The sequence below is a fragment of the Salegentibacter tibetensis genome (assembly GCF_020164485.1).
Lineage (GTDB): Bacteria > Bacteroidota > Bacteroidia > Flavobacteriales > Flavobacteriaceae > Salegentibacter > Salegentibacter tibetensis.
The window spans coordinates 1-16,625 of the sequence record NZ_JAIQZA010000015.1; the positions used below are offsets into that span (position 1 = coordinate 1).

At 37.9% G+C, this 16,625-nt stretch carries 19 protein-coding genes; 9 read left to right on the top strand and 10 right to left on the bottom strand.

Features of this window, described 5'->3' with window-relative positions; genetic code table 11:
- Window positions 1-192 precede the first annotated feature (192 nt).
- The gene (locus LB467_RS09455) at window positions 193-738 is read right to left on the bottom strand and encodes a CvpA family protein (protein WP_224473789.1); all 546 of its coding nucleotides are present in this window, start codon (window positions 736-738) and stop codon (window positions 193-195) included.
- Window positions 739-877: 139 nt separating this feature from the next.
- On the opposite strand from LB467_RS09455, the gene LB467_RS09460 reads away from it, so the two are divergent.
- The 4 genes from LB467_RS09460 to LB467_RS09475 all read left to right on the top strand — a co-directional run bounded on the left by LB467_RS09460 (window position 878) and on the right by LB467_RS09475 (window position 2,926).
- A complete protein-coding gene (locus LB467_RS09460) occupies window positions 878-1,234 on the top strand; it encodes a hypothetical protein (protein ID WP_224473790.1) in 357 nt (118 codons plus the stop codon).
- Window positions 1,235-1,300: 66 nt separating this feature from the next.
- The gene (gene pheS, locus LB467_RS09465) at window positions 1,301-2,320 is read left to right on the top strand and encodes a phenylalanine--tRNA ligase subunit alpha (RefSeq protein WP_224473791.1); all 1,020 of its coding nucleotides are present in this window, start codon (window positions 1,301-1,303) and stop codon (window positions 2,318-2,320) included.
- Between the two features lie 43 nt (window positions 2,321-2,363).
- On the top strand, window positions 2,364-2,531 hold the full coding sequence (locus tag LB467_RS09470) for a hypothetical protein (protein WP_224473792.1): 168 nt from the start codon (window positions 2,364-2,366) through the stop codon (window positions 2,529-2,531).
- A complete protein-coding gene (locus LB467_RS09475) occupies window positions 2,531-2,926 on the top strand; it encodes a hypothetical protein (RefSeq protein ID WP_224473793.1) in 396 nt (131 codons plus the stop codon). The genes LB467_RS09470 and LB467_RS09475 overlap by 1 nt, the downstream gene beginning before the upstream one ends.
- Before the next feature lie 72 nt (window positions 2,927-2,998).
- On the opposite strand, the gene LB467_RS09480 is transcribed toward LB467_RS09475, so the two are convergent.
- Together LB467_RS09480 and LB467_RS09485 are read right to left on the bottom strand one after the other, a co-directional pair.
- Window positions 2,999-4,600 carry a PQQ-binding-like beta-propeller repeat protein gene (locus LB467_RS09480; RefSeq protein WP_224473794.1) on the bottom strand — a complete coding sequence of 534 codons (1,602 nt, stop codon included), beginning with the start codon at window positions 4,598-4,600 and terminating at the stop codon, window positions 2,999-3,001.
- 150 nt (window positions 4,601-4,750) lie between these two features.
- On the bottom strand, window positions 4,751-5,746 hold the full coding sequence (locus LB467_RS09485) for an NAD(P)H-dependent glycerol-3-phosphate dehydrogenase (RefSeq protein WP_224473795.1): 996 nt from the start codon (window positions 5,744-5,746) through the stop codon (window positions 4,751-4,753).
- 384 nt (window positions 5,747-6,130) lie between these two features.
- Between LB467_RS09485 and lysM the strand changes: the two genes are divergently transcribed.
- Complete coding sequence (gene lysM, locus LB467_RS09490; RefSeq protein ID WP_224473796.1) at window positions 6,131-6,634, top strand: peptidoglycan-binding protein LysM; 504 nt, start codon at window positions 6,131-6,133, stop codon at window positions 6,632-6,634.
- A 156-nt stretch (window positions 6,635-6,790) separates the two neighbouring features.
- Here lysM and nadD read toward each other — a convergent pair whose 3' ends face one another.
- The 4 genes from nadD to LB467_RS09510 all read right to left on the bottom strand — a co-directional run bounded on the left by nadD (window position 6,791) and on the right by LB467_RS09510 (window position 9,868).
- A complete protein-coding gene (nadD, locus tag LB467_RS09495) occupies window positions 6,791-7,375 on the bottom strand; it encodes a nicotinate (nicotinamide) nucleotide adenylyltransferase (protein WP_224473797.1) in 585 nt (194 codons plus the stop codon).
- Window positions 7,368-7,961, bottom strand: a complete 594-nt coding sequence (gene gmk, locus LB467_RS09500; protein ID WP_224473798.1) for a guanylate kinase — start codon at window positions 7,959-7,961, stop codon at window positions 7,368-7,370. Before gmk ends, nadD begins: the two co-directional genes overlap by 8 nt.
- On the bottom strand, window positions 7,962-8,819 hold the full coding sequence (locus LB467_RS09505; RefSeq protein ID WP_224473799.1) for a YicC/YloC family endoribonuclease: 858 nt from the start codon (window positions 8,817-8,819) through the stop codon (window positions 7,962-7,964).
- A gap of 62 nt (window positions 8,820-8,881) precedes the next feature.
- Window positions 8,882-9,868, bottom strand: coding sequence for a YheT family hydrolase (locus LB467_RS09510; protein WP_224473800.1), 987 nt, complete (start codon window positions 9,866-9,868; stop codon window positions 8,882-8,884).
- Between the two features lie 150 nt (window positions 9,869-10,018).
- On the opposite strand from LB467_RS09510, the gene LB467_RS09515 reads away from it, so the two are divergent.
- The gene (locus LB467_RS09515; RefSeq protein ID WP_224473801.1) at window positions 10,019-10,513 is read left to right on the top strand and encodes an acyl-CoA thioesterase; all 495 of its coding nucleotides are present in this window, start codon (window positions 10,019-10,021) and stop codon (window positions 10,511-10,513) included.
- Between the two features lie 162 nt (window positions 10,514-10,675).
- Window positions 10,676-11,212 (top strand): hypothetical protein, encoded by a 537-nt coding sequence (locus tag LB467_RS09520; RefSeq protein WP_224473802.1) that lies wholly within the window; start codon window positions 10,676-10,678, stop codon window positions 11,210-11,212.
- 1 nt (window position 11,213) lies between these two features.
- On the opposite strand, the gene LB467_RS09525 is transcribed toward LB467_RS09520, so the two are convergent.
- From LB467_RS09525 to LB467_RS09535, 3 genes are read right to left on the bottom strand one after another with little or no spacing between them, the layout of a single operon-like run.
- Entirely contained in the window at window positions 11,214-12,113 is a 900-nt protein-coding gene (locus LB467_RS09525) for a DMT family transporter (protein ID WP_224473803.1), read from the bottom strand.
- Window positions 12,106-12,459 (bottom strand): arsenate reductase family protein, encoded by a 354-nt coding sequence (locus tag LB467_RS09530; RefSeq protein WP_224473804.1) that lies wholly within the window; start codon window positions 12,457-12,459, stop codon window positions 12,106-12,108. The genes LB467_RS09525 and LB467_RS09530 overlap by 8 nt, the downstream gene beginning before the upstream one ends.
- 12 nt (window positions 12,460-12,471) lie before the next feature.
- On the bottom strand, window positions 12,472-13,263 hold the full coding sequence (locus LB467_RS09535) for a DUF3298 and DUF4163 domain-containing protein (protein WP_224473805.1): 792 nt from the start codon (window positions 13,261-13,263) through the stop codon (window positions 12,472-12,474).
- An 89-nt stretch (window positions 13,264-13,352) separates the two neighbouring features.
- Here LB467_RS09535 and LB467_RS09540 point away from each other — a divergent pair, with 89 nt between their 5' ends.
- Window positions 13,353-14,495, top strand: coding sequence for a trans-sulfuration enzyme family protein (locus LB467_RS09540; protein WP_224473806.1), 1,143 nt, complete (start codon window positions 13,353-13,355; stop codon window positions 14,493-14,495).
- A 405-nt stretch (window positions 14,496-14,900) separates the two neighbouring features.
- The gene (locus LB467_RS09545; RefSeq protein WP_224473807.1) at window positions 14,901-16,529 is read left to right on the top strand and encodes a DUF5602 domain-containing protein; all 1,629 of its coding nucleotides are present in this window, start codon (window positions 14,901-14,903) and stop codon (window positions 16,527-16,529) included.
- Window positions 16,530-16,625 lie beyond the last annotated feature (96 nt).

The following is a 16,625-nucleotide window of genomic DNA, read 5'->3' on the forward strand; positions in this document are numbered from 1 at the left end:
AAGAGGGAATTAAAGCTTATCAGGAAAAAATACTGCTTAATAAGCAAAAAAGCTTGTTCAAAATGGCAAAAGAAATGGACATGGTAATCAGCTATAAAACAGCAACTTAAAAAATACGTCAATGGTAATTTATTTCAGCTTCTAAGATCTTAGATCCTGAAACAAGTTCAGGATGACGAACTAAAAAGCTTTTCAAGCTTCCTCTTTTTCATTTCCGAAAAAGCCATTTTCTTCATCCAGCAAGTCTCTTTCTCTTGCTTCTCTTAAGATTGAAGGAAGCACTGCCGGGGCGATAGTTTTTACTGAATCATATAGCTTAGATTTTTCAAGGCTTTCTTCACTAACCAGGTCTATTTCCTCGTTGGTGGCTCCAAAAAACATAATTACCACGCTTGCTACAAAGGCCATTTTTAATAACCCGAAGCCTGCGCCAAGTAATTTATTTACGAGACCAAGAGCGGCAAAACCTGCCATTTTAGTTAAGATCTTTCCAGCAAGAGAAATTAGAAAAACAATTAAAATAAAAGTGATTGCAAATGCGATTAGGTTTACATATTCTGAATCCCAATCCATATTTTCAGAAAAAAAATCACTTAAAATATGAGAGAAATGGATAGCACCATAAATTCCAGCTACAATACCTACCAGGGAAGCAATCTCGGCCAATAGCCCTCTAAAAAAACCTCTAACGAGTCCGTAAAGCAGAATTAGGGCCAGGACGATATCTACTGTGTTCATATTTCAAATATAATAAAATACACTATGCTAAGTCCACAAGGTATTTAATTCAGAAAAAACAAAAATCTTCGAAACAATCTGGCTTTATTTTAAATCTCTTAGGGAGTAATTTCAAATACTAAGATATTATCTTTGCGCTATGACAAGAGATGAAAATTTGAAGGGTAGATGGGATGGTTTACAAAAAAAGCTTTCCAACCAGTTTGCCGATGGAGAAGTAATGGATCTTGATGCTATAATTTACGTAATTGGCGTTCAGGAATTAGGACAGCCTCACAAGAAATTTAAAAAAGACCATAAAATAGATCTAATGCATATTGCTATTTGCCGTTTGCTGGAACCATACGGGTATTATGAATTTGATTATTTTGATGAAGAAGGCTGGCCACATTACAAGATCCTGGAACAATTACCCACGCTTAAAGCCGGTGAGCAATCGGTTTTGATGAAAGAAGCGATTGTAAATTATTTTATCAATAACGGATACATAGATTAAAGCCGCCACGTGCTGCCTAAAACTACATTTTTACTAAATTTGCCCTTCTGAAAAGAAAAGGATCTCATGATAGATAAAATAAAGCAACATATAGCTGAAGTAGAAGCTTTTAAAACCGAATCGGCCAAAGAAGTAGAAGCTTTCAGGATTAAATATCTTGGTAAAAAAGGAATTTTAAACGATTTCTTCGCTTCTTTTAAAGAAGTGCCTAACGAACAAAAAAAGGAATTTGGCCAGGCGGTGAATACGCTTAAAAAAGCTTCTGAAACTAAAGTTGCTGAGCTGAAAGAAATTCTGGAAAGCAAACAGGAAGAAAAAGGAGTTTATGGCGATCTTTCAAGACCGGGAGAACCTATTGAGATTGGTTCGCGCCATCCTATTTCTATTGTGAAAAATCAGATTATTGAGATTTTCTCTAATATAGGTTTTAATGTTTCTGAAGGACCGGAAATGGAAGATGACTGGCATAATTTTACTGCGCTTAACCTTCCGGAATATCACCCGGCTCGAGATATGCAGGACACCTTTTTTATTCAGACAAATCCCGATATTTTATTGCGTACCCACACTTCTTCTGTACAGGTGCGCTATATGGAGAATAACAAACCACCAATTAGAACAATTTCTCCGGGTAGAGTTTTTAGAAACGAGGCAATTTCGGCACGATCCCATTGTATTTTTCACCAGGTAGAAGGACTTTATATTGATAAAAACGTAAGTTTTGCCGATCTTAAACAAACTTTGCTTTACTTTACAAAGCAACTCTTCGGAAAATCGAAGATCAGGTTAAGACCATCTTATTTTCCGTTTACCGAACCAAGCGCTGAAGTAGATATCTACTGGGGCCTTGAAACCGAAACCGATTACCGAATTACAAAGGGCACCGGCTGGTTAGAGATTATGGGCTGCGGAATGGTAGACCCCAATGTTCTTAGAAATTGTAATATAGATCCTACAGAATATTCAGGCTTTGCTTTTGGAATGGGGATAGAACGTATCGCGATGTTGCTTTATCAAATAGGCGATATTAGAATGTTTTATGAGAACGACCTAAGATTCCTCGAGCAGTTTAAGTCTTCGTTTTAATTAACCTGCCTTGGCCGAAAGCTGATGCAAAAATAACATTATTATGAAAAAAATTGGTTTGGTCATTTTCGGAATTCTTGCCCTGGGGGTAATTATTATTTTAGTTGCAGTAGAGATAATTGAGCTGGCATTAGGCGCCATTTTATTAGTTTTTGCCGCACTTATCCTTTGGGGATTGTTTAAATGGGCTAAAAATAAGATTGAAGATTAGTGAAGAAAGACATTGACATCCCTAAAGTCGAAAAAGTTTATGTAGCTGCTGTAAAGGTCTATAACGAGGCTTTTAAAGTCGAAGAGTGGAATGCTTATCTTATTAACGATAAAGATGAAGCTATTGAAATGGCTTTAATTGTGAGTAAGGGTTACGATGAAAATAAGGAAACCTCTACCATACGGCATAAACTGGAAAAGCTTCCTCCAAAATCTTTTGCAAAAATCGAATTTATTCAGGAAGAAGTATTGGCTTTAAATAACCAGTTTCAGGTTACTTTTTTTGCTGAAGGTAAAATGTATGAAAAGAAATATTTATTCAGGAAAAACAGCGTAAATGAAAATGCGTTACGCGAAATTCCTATTATTCCGAATAAAGGAATACTGGCTGAGTAAATTCAGGATATAAGTAAAACTAAAAAAACCTCCCAATCAGGAGGTTCTTTTAGTTTTAAGAGAAATTCAGTTTTATAATTTATTAGAAGTGTCGGTGAAATTTCCAACCACCTCTGAATTATCGTCTCTATCAAGGTCGCCATAAACCGTTAGGCTACCCTCAATCTTTAAAACCGCGTCAGAATTAATATTAAGGTCATTGTTCTTGCCAACAACACCAACCGCAAGTGCGCCACTCATATTAAATGTAGCATTGCTATTAATATTGGCAGTGTGTTTTATGTTTAATGAACCACAAAAATTAAGTTTTTCATTAACATTAAGGTGATTAATAGTTGCAGTCCCACTAAAGGATTTTTCTTCGTTAGAATTCACATTAAGATTAGGCCCGTCGTTATAAGGAATTGCTGCGGCACAGTCTATAAAATTTGGTGCTGATTGTGAAGAAACTGGCTTACTCATTTTAAGAATACGCAAGCCACCAGAGCCTGAAGCTACAAATATATAGTCGCCATCGGCTTTCACATAATTTGAAGAACCTGTAATCTCCAAAACTCCTTCTTCAGAAATTTGTAAATTCTCATTTAACCTGGTAATACCAATACCGGCACCACCATTTGCCATAAGAATAAAATCCTCGGCTACGGAAACAGCATTGGTTACCTTGTATTCTGGATTTACGCCAGTCTCATCAAGGAATTTAACAGGCAATCTTGTAGCCAGTGCTCCCGCGCTAAGATCATATATACCAACTCCATTCGCACCTTCAGAAACCATAACAAGATCATTATAAAAAGAAATAGTTCTCTTGGCTTCACTGGCTAAATTTTCTATAGCTATAGTTTTTTCCACGGCTAAATCGCTGGTGGAAGTGTTTAATTGTAAAAGTCCACTTTCGCCGCTTAGTACTATTAAATTACCATTCTTATAAGCTGCAGAACGTAAATCTGAAATTTCAGTTTCCAACTGGGTTTCAAAAATGTTAGAACCGCTTTCCATCTTGTAAACTCCTAGAATACCATCACTACCGGTAAGGCTTATTATACTGTTATTTGCTGGCAGGATATCAACACCGGTTTGACCAGTCATTTGTGTTTTTAGAGAAAATTTTGAAGTGAAAGTACCATTACTGGTTTCAACGCTTCCCATCATTGCCCGGTCAGATCCTGCAAAACCATCGTGATACGCACCGGTAAAATAGATATTTCCATCTTGATAGAATAAAGCATTTATATCAGCATAACTATTTGTCATCCGGTTAAGCAATCTCGGATTAAATGTGTCGCTAATATCTATAATATCTATACCGCCAAGGTATTCACTACCTTCTTTGGTATAGGCTACATAAGCATAATTTCCGTCAAGGTCTATATGCGTGGCGCGCATCGCAGATCCATCTACACTAGGAGGTTGAATAAAACCAATTTGCTCCAGGGCTATGTTAGATACTTGTGGAAGATCTCCTTCTATGTTTTGTCTTTGGTCGTTTTTTGTAATAGAGGTGATACCAACAACTCCGGCACCGTCTCTTTTTACTGAAGATTGTAAATCTTCAGTATTGGAATTCACTTTAAAAGTATCATTATTTTCTTGCGCCGGGCCATTATCTTCTGAAGAACACGAAGCAATGATTAAACTAAATAAGAAATAAGCGAAAAGTAATTTTTTATTCATGAAATGGGGGTTGATGGTCCTGGTAAAGAGGTTCCTAGAAATGGAAGGTGTTTTTTAAAAGGCTGCAAAGCTAATAATAAGAGCAATACAAAATCCATTCAGGAGAAAATAAATTCCTGACTGTCAAATGAAAATAGCAGGCTAAGCCATTTAAGTAAGCTTCTCTGCGAGCTTTTTAATTACCTTTTTTGGGTTTTTCCCTTCATACAGAATGCCATAAACGGCATTAATTATGGGCGTTTTTGCACCTTTATCTTTATTAATTTTATAAGCGCTTTCAGTTGCGTAGTAACCTTCGGCAATCATACTCATTTCCATTTGAGCGCTTTTTACGGTATAGCCTTTTCCAATCATATTTCCAAACATACGGTTTCGGCTAAACACTGAATATCCTGTTACCAAAAGGTCACCCAAATATGCTGAGTCATTTATATTACGTTTCATTTTATGTACCTTTTTGATAAAGCGCTTCATTTCTTTAATAGCGTTACTCATCAACACACTCTGGAAGTTATCTCCATAACCTAATCCGTGGGCAATTCCGGCGGCAATGGCGTAGATATTCTTCAGCATTGCAGCATATTCGGTTCCCGTTACATCATCGCTTATTTTACACTTAATATATTCACTGTTTAGGTTGTTAGCCACAACTTCTGCCTTTTCCGCATCGGTACAGGCAATAGTGAGGTAGGAAAGCCTTTCTAGGGCAACTTCTTCGGCATGACAGGGACCGGTAATTACTCCAATATTATCTGCCGGAACGTGATGGTATTCCTCAAAATGCTCGCCAACAATGAGGCTGCTTTCAGGCACAATTCCTTTTATGGCCGAGAATATAATCTTATCCTCCAGGGAAACCGTTAAAGCCTCTAATTCCCGCTTTAAAAAGGCCGAGGGAATGGCGAAGATGATGTAATCGGCTGCTGCGATCGTTTTATTAATATCATTGCTTAGTTCTAACTGAGTGACGTCAAATTCAACCGAGCTAAGGTAATTAGGGTTATGTTCCTGTTTTTTAATGTGCTCTATCGCATAAGTACTACGCATATACCAATAAATGGTATCTACATTTTCACTTAACATTTTTACTATTGCGGTAGCCCAGCTACCTCCGCCAATCACGGCAAACTTTGGAGATTTATCCATAGGTTGGTTTTCTGTAATTCAAAAATAAACAAATTTCTAAGTATATCTAAAGAGACAGAGTTTTATAAACCGATTTCTTGCAGAATAAATAAGAAAAGCCTATAAAAATTTAACATATTTAAATTTGCCCAGCTGCAATTCCCTGAATTTTTATACGTTATCTTATTGACGACGAGTCTTTCTTATAAAGGAAGATGAATTTTCTTAGTTTTTTGGTTGGTTATTTAGTTTGAAAACCGCAAACTTACAATTCAATTGTAGTTTGCGGTTTTTGTTTGTAATGTTTTCAAGTAAGAAAAATCTAACAAAAATTTAGGACTTACAATAAGCGAAATACAGATTTCCTTTCGTACTTTTCTTTTCACTAACTTAGTAATCAGCGTAATGGGAGTATTTTCATTCATAAAAGATGCCGGGGAAAAAATCTTCGGAAAAGAAAAAGAACAGGAAGAAGAGAACATAGAAATCAGTGAAGCGAAAAAGGAAATATTACGAAAGGAGAACGCAAAAGCTGCCAATAAACTTCTGGAAACAATAAAAGGCTTGAATTTAGCAGGAGAAAATTTTGTGATTGATATTGAAGAAAATACTGCCACCGTTTACGGCCTTGCTGATTCACAGGCTATTCGAGAAAAAATAGTGCTTATAATTGGAAATTCTCATGGTATTGCTAAAGTAGATGACAGGCTGGCCGTTAAAATTGAAGAACCAGAATCTGGTTTTCATACGGTAGAACGAGGCGAAAATCTAAGTAAAATCGCCAAAGAACATTATGATGATGCAAATAAATATACGGTGATATTTGAAGCTAATAAACCAATGCTTAAAGATCCCGATAAAATATTCCCCGGGCAGGTTTTACGAATCCCACGCCTGGAAAAGAAATAAAGATTAAAGACTGTTTAAAGTTTTTGAGGTTGTTACATTGAGGGCAGACGACGTCCTATAGCTTGTAGTTCCACAATGAAAAAAGTAGGTTCAATCAGCTAACCAGAACGGCTAAAATGAGATTTTTAAACAGTCTTTTCTTTTTTAGGTCTTAGACTACTTAAAAAAATTCATCAGTTTAATATAATCCCAAACCGCATCAGGCAACATGGGCTTTATAAATTTTCCTTCCTTTACAGCTTTTCGAATAAATGTTGAAGAGATTTCTACCACCGGTGCAGCAATTCTGATAATTTTTGGATGATCCTTAAACTCATTTTCCACCTTTCCACCAGAAATCCTAGGATAAACATAGATATGATGATTTTCCAGAATCACCTCGTAATTCTTCCACTTGTGGAAAGTTTTTAGGTTATCCTCTCCCATAATCGGGCAAAATTCGTTGGTAGGGTATTTTTCCTGAAGATGGGCCAGGGTAGTGCTGGTGTAGTTGGGTTGTGGTAAACTAAATTCTACATTAGAAGGTTGTAAATGTTCATAACCCTCGCAAGCCTTATAAACCATCTCCAGCCGGTGATGATTTTCTAAAAGCGTATTTTTCTTTTTATGCGGATTATGCGGGGTAACCACCAGCCAGATTTCATCCAAATCTGAAAATTCGGCCATATGGTTGGCGATGATAAGATGGCCAATATGAATAGGGTTGAAAGTCCCAAAAAACAAACCGACTTTCCTATTCATTTTCTGCTGGATTTTTTACGCCTACGTAAGTGGACACAAGATCATAAGCTTCCTGAAGTGCGGTATCTAAATGATGATTTTCAATAATAAAATCGAATTGCGGTGCCGTCGCCAGCTCAATAGAGGCTTTTGCAACACGCATATTTATTTTATCATCACTTTCAGTTTTACGTTTCTTCAACCGAATCTTTAATTCTTCAATACTTGGAGGTTTCACAAAAACCGCAAGGGTTTTTTCCGGATAGATGTTTTTAATATCCAATCCGCCTACCACATCAATATCAAAAATCACGTTTTTCCCGTGAGACCAGATTCGTTCTACTTCGCTTTTTAAAGTTCCGTAGAAATTATCTCGATAAACCTCTTCCCATTCAAGGAATTCGTCGTTTTTGATCTTCTTTTTAAAGTCTTCTAAAGAAAGAAAATAGTAATGCTCTCCGTTTTTTTCGTCGCCTCTTGGCTCACGTGAAGTGGCAGAGATCGAAAACTCAAGGTCTAATTCTTTGTGCTTTAATAAATGTTGGACTATCGTGGTTTTTCCCGATCCTGATGGTGCCGAGAATACGATAAGTTTACCATCGCTCATTTAGAGTACGTTTAAAAGTTGTTCTTTAATTTTTTCCAGCTCATCCTTCATTTGCACCACCAACTGTTGCATAGGTGCATAGTTGGATTTGCTTCCAATCGTATTGATCTCACGGCCCATTTCCTGAGAAATAAAACCAAGTTTTCTTCCGTTAGAATCCGGGGAATTTATGGTTTCGTTAAAATAAGCAAGGTGGTTTTCCAGTCTTACTTTTTCTTCGGTAATATCAAATTTTTCGATGTAGTAAACCAGTTCCTGTTCAAAACGGTTTTCGTCTACATTCTCTTTAAGATCGGCCACTCCTTTTCTTAGGCGCTCCTTTACTGCATCAACTCTTTCCGGATCAATTCTTAGTACTTCCTTTAGCAAAGCCTCAATATTATTTACCCGCAGTTTCAGGTCCTTTTCCAGAGCGTCTCCTTCGTCTGTTCTAAACTGATTAATTTCTTCCAGGGCTTCAATTACCGCGGCTTCAATTGCCTTGAATTCAGATTCGTCTATTTCATCTCTTTCAGTTGTAACTGCATCGGGCATTCTTACGGCCATTTTCAGCAATTCGGTTTCGTCACCGTCAACAATACTTTTCAGTTGTTGCATATAATTTTTCACCACACCCCGGTTTACAGAGGCTGTAGTTTCCTCTCCTGTCACCTCCACATAAACCGAAAAATCCACTTTTCCGCGGGTAAGCGATTTGGAAATTGTATTTCTTAGCTGAAGTTCTTTTTCGCGGTATTGCGAAGGAATTCGGGCGTTTACATCAAGGTTTTTGCTGTTTAGCGACTTGATTTCAACGGTTACTTTTTTTGATGGGAGTTGCGTTATGCTTTTCCCAAAACCTGTCATTGACTGAATCATGTGTGATTTTTAAGCTTGCGCAAAGATAATGAATTCTGTAGCAGGGCAAAGCCGGCCAAAGGCTATTTTGCAGATTCTGAAGTTATTGATTTCCTTTCGGTTATAAATTCCAACGCACGCTGTTCGTGATAATAAGGTTTTTTGCTCTGAAAAAACCCAACGTGCCCGCCATGTTTTGGAATTTCAAGATGAAGAAATTCCGAATGTTTTGCCACTGCTATCGGATAGGAATTCGGCGATAGAAAAGTATCGTTTTGTGCATTTAGCAGAAGCGTAGGAGTCTTAATCTCAGGTAAAAACCCTATACAACTACACTTTTTGTAATAATCTGAAGCATCTTTAAATCCGTGGGCCCTGCTGGTATAAAGCTCATCTATGGCAAGTAGCGAATTACATTGCTTGATTTCTTCTTTGCTAATTTCTGAAGGAAAATGGGTTTGTCTTAGCTGTAATTCCTTTTTCAGGTTTTTGATAAAGCGCTTTGAATAGAGGAAATTATGCGTTTTGTCGAGTTCCTCTAAAGATGCACCAAGATCACAAGGCGTAGAAACAGCCACCGCCGATTTAATTTCCGAAGGAATTTGATTTTGTTCGCCTAGATATTTCAGCATTAAATTGCCTCCCAGGCTAAAACCCACCAATGCGATTTCTTTATACCTGTTTTCCTGTTGAAGATGATTTATAATCGCTTCCAGATCTTTGGTAGCACCTGCATGGTAACTGCGATAAAGCCGGTTCATTTCCCCACTGCAACTCCTGAAATTCATAGAAGCCACATCCCAGCCGTTTTTCTGAAAATGCTTTGCCATTCCCAGCATATAAGGGCGATTGGCATTTCCGGCAAGGCCGTGAAGTAAAATAACGATTTTGTTGTTTTTGGAGGAGTAAAAACTACGTTCCAAATCTAAAAAATCTCCATCGCTTAATTCTATGCGATTTTTAGCGGTAAAACTAAAGTCTACTTTTCGTAAAGTAGCGGCATAAATACTGGAAACATGGGCGTTTTTAAAAATCCCGGAAGCTGTATATTCTGATTTTATAATGGGCATAGTGGTCAAAGTTAAGCAGTAAAAAATTAAGTCTGTATTTTTCTGGGAATTCCGCTAGGATTTTGAACCTCACTTCGTGAGTAGTGAGTGAAAATTTTAAAATATTTATGCGCGCATAATATTTATGCTTAGTTTTATTAAAAAAACAGAATGTATATTAAAGAGTTTGAAATACGCTGGAGTGATATAGACGCTAACAGGCATTTAGCCAATACGGCTTATGTGAATTTTATGAGCCATACAAGGATGGCTTTTTTAATGGAAAACGGTTTTGGACAGAAGGAACTGGCAAAGCAAAACATTGGCCCGGTGGTCTTTTATGAGCATATTTATTATTTTAAAGAAGTTTTTGCCGGAAACCCTGTGAAAGTCACTTTAGAATTAAAAGGACTGGCTGAAGATGGCATGTATTTTGAATTTCTCCATAATTTTTATGATGAAAAAGGCCGGAATTTTGCCAGCTGTGAAATGATGGGCGCCTGGATAGATTTAAAAGAAAGAAAACTCACCAAATTACCAAAAGCCCTACGTAATAATTTAGACAGTTTAGGTCATACCGAGGATTTTAAGATTTTAACCAGGGAAGATACCAGAAGATTTGGAAAACGTCCGCAGAATTTGGAACCGGAAAAGTTAGGATTTTAGATACTTCTTCTTCGGAATTGCTTAAATTCCCCCATCGAAAAACATAGTTTTTACATAAAACCAGAAAAAGAACAAACCCGGGAAATCCTCAGATTTTCCGGGCTTGCTTTTTTGATATTTTTGGGGTTTGTAGTCATTGCATTATTTCTTGAATGGTATTATTTGCCCTTGTTTGCAGCTCCATTAATTCTTTCTATTCTGGCGCCGTTTATAGATACTCCACAGGGAAAAAAGCAAGGCAAATTGATCTACCATTCCCCGCTGTTTATTACTGAAAAAGAGAAGAACCGAAAAATCACTATCCACGGTGGGACTTTATTCGATTACTATTACGTGATTGATAGAAGCTGGAACGGAAAGCAGCGCATAAGATTTATTCTTAGACAATACATTTTAGGTTTGTTGAAACTCACGGAATCTTTCAGTGAAAAGGAGGCTGATGAAATCACCCTGCAGGGCACAAGTTATATACTAAATGAAAGGACCGCAGAAAAACTGGGTTTCCGAAAACAAAGAGCTAATTTTCTTCAGCAAATTATACTCACATATAACTATCTGCAGGTAACTTTAGCCAATTCAATCGCAAAAGATAAACTGAGCTTTCCGACAATTGGCAGGGTGAATACTTACACTGCACAACTTTCAGCTATAAAAAAGAATAAGGCTTATCTACAAAATCTCGCTGAAAAACTGGCTTAACTTAAGCCCGTATTTCGGTTTTCTTTTTGGTTACCATATAAACTCCTACAAATACCAGGATTGCCGCCACTACTTTTACCATATTCAGTTCATCGGCGCCACTTAAGATCGCATAGGTGATGGCAATGAGCGGTTGCATATAAATAAACACGCTAATTGTAGATGCTGAAAGTTGTTTTAGCGCATAAATGTTCAGCAAATAAGTAGAAAAAGTTGTTCCAGCCACTACAAAGGCCATCTTCCAAATAGCATCAAAAGGTAAACTCGTCCAGTTCACATCGGTAAATTCGCCGATAGTTATAGGGAAATTGATAATAACACCGATTAGAAATAGCCATTTCATTAATGTAAATGCATGATATTTTGCGGTTAGTGGTTTTACCAGGATAAGGTAAAGCCCATAGCTGAACGCGTTTACTATAAAAAGCACATTTCCCATAGGAATATTGGGCGCGTTTCCGGTGCTTTCGGCGCTAAAAAGTACCAAAACCAAAGCACCCGCTAAACCCACAATAATTCCAAGGGTTTTGAGTAAAGTAATTCTTTCCCTGATGAGAATAGAAGCCAGGATTAGCACCATAACCGGCGATAGCGTCACAATTACCGAGCTGTTAATAGGCGTGGAAAGGCTTAATCCTTTAAAGAAGAAAAGCATGTTTATCACCATTCCAAATACGGCACAACCTAAAATTCTCGGCCAGTCAGAGGTTGCGATCTTTTCTTTTGGGCCAAGGAAACTGATTCCCCAAAATAGAACCGCCGCTCCAAAAACCCTTAAAAAAATAAACCCGAAAGGCTCAATATAAGTGGGCATTACCCCTTTTGCAATCGTGTGATTAAGTCCGTAGATCGCACTTGCACCAATGGCCGCAAAGATGGCCAGAATACGATTGTTATCCATGCACCGCTGCTTTGGCCGCCGCGACGGTTTTCTTGGAATTTCCTATAAAAATTTCATCATTAATAATAATTACCGGTCTTTTCAAGAAAGTGTAATGATCTAAAATTAGGTCTTTATAATCGCTTTCAGAAAGCTCTTTTTTATTGAGTTCCCTTTCGCGATAGAGGCGTGCCCTGCGGCTAAACAAGGCTTCATAATTTCCTGCGAGAGCTTTCATTTCTTCCACTTGTTCTGCCGTAATTTCTTCTTCTTTTATATCTTGAAGTTTAAAAGAATTAGGCAATTCCAGTTCTTTTAAAATCTTCTGGCAGGTGTTGCAGGTAGAGAGGTGATATACTTTTTTCATAACTATTTTTAATTAGTAGTTAAGCCATTCGCTCACTTTATTCTTCGGAAAAGATAATTTTAATTCCCCTTCAGCATAACTGGCGGCTTCATACCTATTATAAATTAAAATCACCCGATTTTTGGTGACTGCAATATTTTCCGGAAGCGCAAATTTATCCTTTTCAAAGAAAAAACCTTTAGAATTAATGTTTTCTCCTTCCGGGATCTCATGTTTTTTTCGAAATTCTTTTTCAGCAAAATCTGTAAAAGCATCAAGGTCTGAAAATAAATCATTTTTACCCAGTAGTTCGCCTGAAGCGATATCGAAATTCGCATAACGTGTAGCGCCGTAACCGTGGGCGCCACCAGTAAACAGGTAGAAATTGGTTTCCAAAACCAATAATTTTTTGGTCTGACTTAAAACCGATTGTGAGATTTCAACTTCGTATTCGGCTTCAGCCTCGGGGAAATCTTTTTTAAAATTCTGAAAATCCTGGATGAATTCACTAACCGCGGCCTTTACATCTTTAGCTTCAGAAGCAACTTCGCTATTATCAAAAATTTTGATAAGGTTTTTTTCATTGTAGCGGTTCATTTCTTTGGCCGCTTCCCGGTCTTCCCTGAATTTTAAATAATTCACTCTTATTTTTGGGCATTTTTCGGCTTTGCAAGTTTGAAAATCTTTAGGTAATAAACCTACATCGTGAAAACTCAGGGCTTCGGTGTCGCCTTTAACCTGTTTTACGCTAGCATCAGATTTTTCGTCCCGACAAGAAGTGAAAATTAGGAAAATAACAAGGAGAGAAAGGATGCTTCTATACATAAAAAAAGGCTGTTAAATACGCGAATAAAGATAAACCTATTTTGCTTAAAGACAATGAGCACGCTACATTTGCTATAAACGCTGGAATTATGAAATTTAATACCAAAACAATACATGGAGGGCAGGAGAATATAGATCCCGCATACGGTTCTGTAATGCCTCCAATCTATCAAACCACTACATACTCACAAAGCACACCGGGTGGGCATAAAGGCTTTGAATATTCCCGAAGCGGAAATCCAACCCGCTCTGCTCTGGAAAAATCTTTAGCCAGTATTGAAAATGGGAAATTCGGTCTTGCTTTTGGATCTGGGCTTGCTGCTATAGATGCCGTGATGAAGCTTTTTAAACCCGGAGACGAAATTATTTCTACTAACAATCTTTATGGTGGATCTTATAGATTGTTTACTTCTATTTTTGAAAATATGGGCATTAAATTTCATTTTATTGGAATGAATGAGGCGGGCAATATTGAAAAATACATCAACGACAACACCAAATTGCTTTGGGTTGAAACCCCAACCAACCCAATGATGAATATTATTGATATTGAAGCGGTTTCTGAAATAGCAAAAGCGCATAACCTACTGCTTGCGGTAGATAATACTTTTGCTACGCCTTATTTACAGCAACCTTTAGTCCTTGGGGCCGATATTGTGATGCACAGCGCTACAAAATATTTGGGAGGTCATAGTGATGTGGTGTTGGGTGGCTTGGTTGTAAAAGATGAAAAATTAGCTGAAAAATTATATTTTATTCAGAAGGCAAGCGGGGGAATTTGCGGTCCGCAAGACAGTTTCCTGGTGTTACGCGGAATAAAAACTCTGCATATTAGAATGCAACGTCATTGTGAAAATGGAGAAGCGGTAGCAAAATTCCTGAGAATACATCCAAAAGTAGAAAATGTCTACTGGCCTGGATTTGAAGATCATCCGAACCACGATATTGCGAAAAAGCAAATGACAGGTTTCGGCGGAATGATATCATTTACCACAAAAGAAAACACTTTAGAAAGTGCAACAAGTCTTGTTGAAAAGCTTAAAGTTTTCACCCTGGCCGAATCGCTTGGCGGTGTAGAATCTTTGGCCGGCCATCCAGCCACTATGACTCACGCATCCATCCCGAAAGAAGAAAGAGCTAAAACCGGAGTTGTGGATTCCCTAATTAGATTAAGTGTAGGAATTGAAGATGAAGAAGATTTAATAGAGGATTTGAAGCAGGCCCTGGGCTAAGATTTCATAAGTTATAATTTTAGAAAAGTTTTGGTTAACCTAAGTTGACAGAAATCACTCTACTTATTCTTTCTGCTAGCGGAATGATTTCGCTTTTTTCTGTCTCCCTTGAGTTAGAATGGGGAAACAAGATTCAATTAATTTAGAAAAGTCTTACCTGGTGAGAGGCGGCATATTTTTTGGCATTTTTTATAAATGAAATTATTGATTTTCACCACCTTTTTTTAAAACTTCTAGTAAGACTAATTTATACAGAAAATCCCTTAACACACTATAAATCAAAAAATTATACTTTTGAAAGTGTAAGCCTCCTGGAAGTTCTTTCCAGGAGGCTACTCTCCAGCCCCCCATTATTGGGCTTTATGTTCCAAAGAGGCATTCTTACTAATTTAATTTAAAATGATTATGAAAAAAATTAATTTTGGTATCGCCTGCGTGGCGATGATGTTGTTGATCCTCACTTCATGTAGCAGTGATGAGGCGGTGTCAACGGGGGATCTTAACCAGGAAAAAGCAACTGTTTCCTTTGGTGCGATGCTTAGTGATCTTGTGAATAACAAATCTAAACAGGCGGTTACAGAAATACCCGCATGTTCAGATGAGGATGTGGTGTATGTGGAAATCGTACTCTCCAACGGGAGTGGAAATGTAGTAGGTTCTACAGAAGATCCTTTCAGGATAGATCTTGTAGAAGGGGAACTTTTCACCAAAAATGTTCCGGAACTCGAGCTGGATCCGGGTAATTATAGCCTTGATTATTTTGTGGTCTATGACGGGAACAACAATGCTATCTGGGTTACACCAATGGCGGGAAGTCCGCTTGCAGATTTTGTAAATACCTCCCTGCCCATAGTTATAGATCTTAGAGCGGGAGTAAAAAAGTATGTAGAGGTACCGGTGCTTTGTTTTGATGATCGAATGGTGAATGAATATGGTTACCTGTTTTTTGATCTTATTCCAAATGAGGTTATTGAGTGGTGTGTATTCGGAAACTATTGTGATGAGAATGGGAGACACCACCCCGCAGCTTTTAGCATGGATATCTGGAGGTATGAAAATGACGAGATAGGAACACAGCTATACTCGGATCTTTCAAATTCTGTAGAGCTGGATGAATCAGGAGATTATGCAGCTAGCCCCTTATGTGTAGCCTTGCCGGATACAGAGGGTGTAGATGAGTATTATGTAGAAATAACCTTGCTAAATTCCGATGCGTATGGCGAGGTGACAGAGAGTGTTATTCGCCAGGGTGTGATAACAGATGAAGATGTGAGAAGCCTGTTCTCAGGTGAAAGTAATGTTGAGTATTTCCATTTTCAGGAAGGTTGCTCCGGGGAAGATTCCCAGGATTTCTTCTCAGGAGATGATTCCCTGGCTACTTATTATGGCCCCTCTCAGGAATTTGCAGACGGGACTGCCTGGTCCATGGTGCAATTTGATAGTGATGGGGATCTTCATGCTATAGCTTTAAAATTTTCAGAATCTGCACTATCCGGGATGCCTGAGATGATGTATGAAATTACTTTGCCATTACCTGAAGAGGCAGAGGGAATTGTTTTTGATCATATTGACATTGGTTTTATGCCACAGGGACACGAACCGCCGGGAGTATATGATATTCCTCATTTTGATTTGCATTTCTATATGATATCCCACGAGGAAAAAATGCAGATCACAGATGCAGAGCTTGCTGAAATCCTTCCTCCGGCTGAATATATTCCCGCCACTTACATACCCACTCCGGGATTTATACCAATGATGGGTAAGCACTGGCTAAGTATGGAAGCCGGGGAATTAAACGGAGAGGTCTTTGACCAGACTTTCATAATGGGTTCCTATAATGGAAGCTTTATTTTCTTTGAGCCCATGGTTACGTTAGATTACCTGAATGAAAAAACAAGCATGGAATACCAGATCCATCAACCACAGAGTTTTGAGAGGACAGGGTATTATTATCCCACCAGGTACAGTATCAACTATGATGCTGAAGCCAAGGAATACACTGTTATGCTTAGCGGGATGGTGTGGCGGTAATTATTAAAATCGCATCAATTATAATTGAGGCTGTCTGAAAAATTTTTTAAATCGTCATCCTGAACTTGTTTCAGAGCCTGCCGCGATTTTTATCGG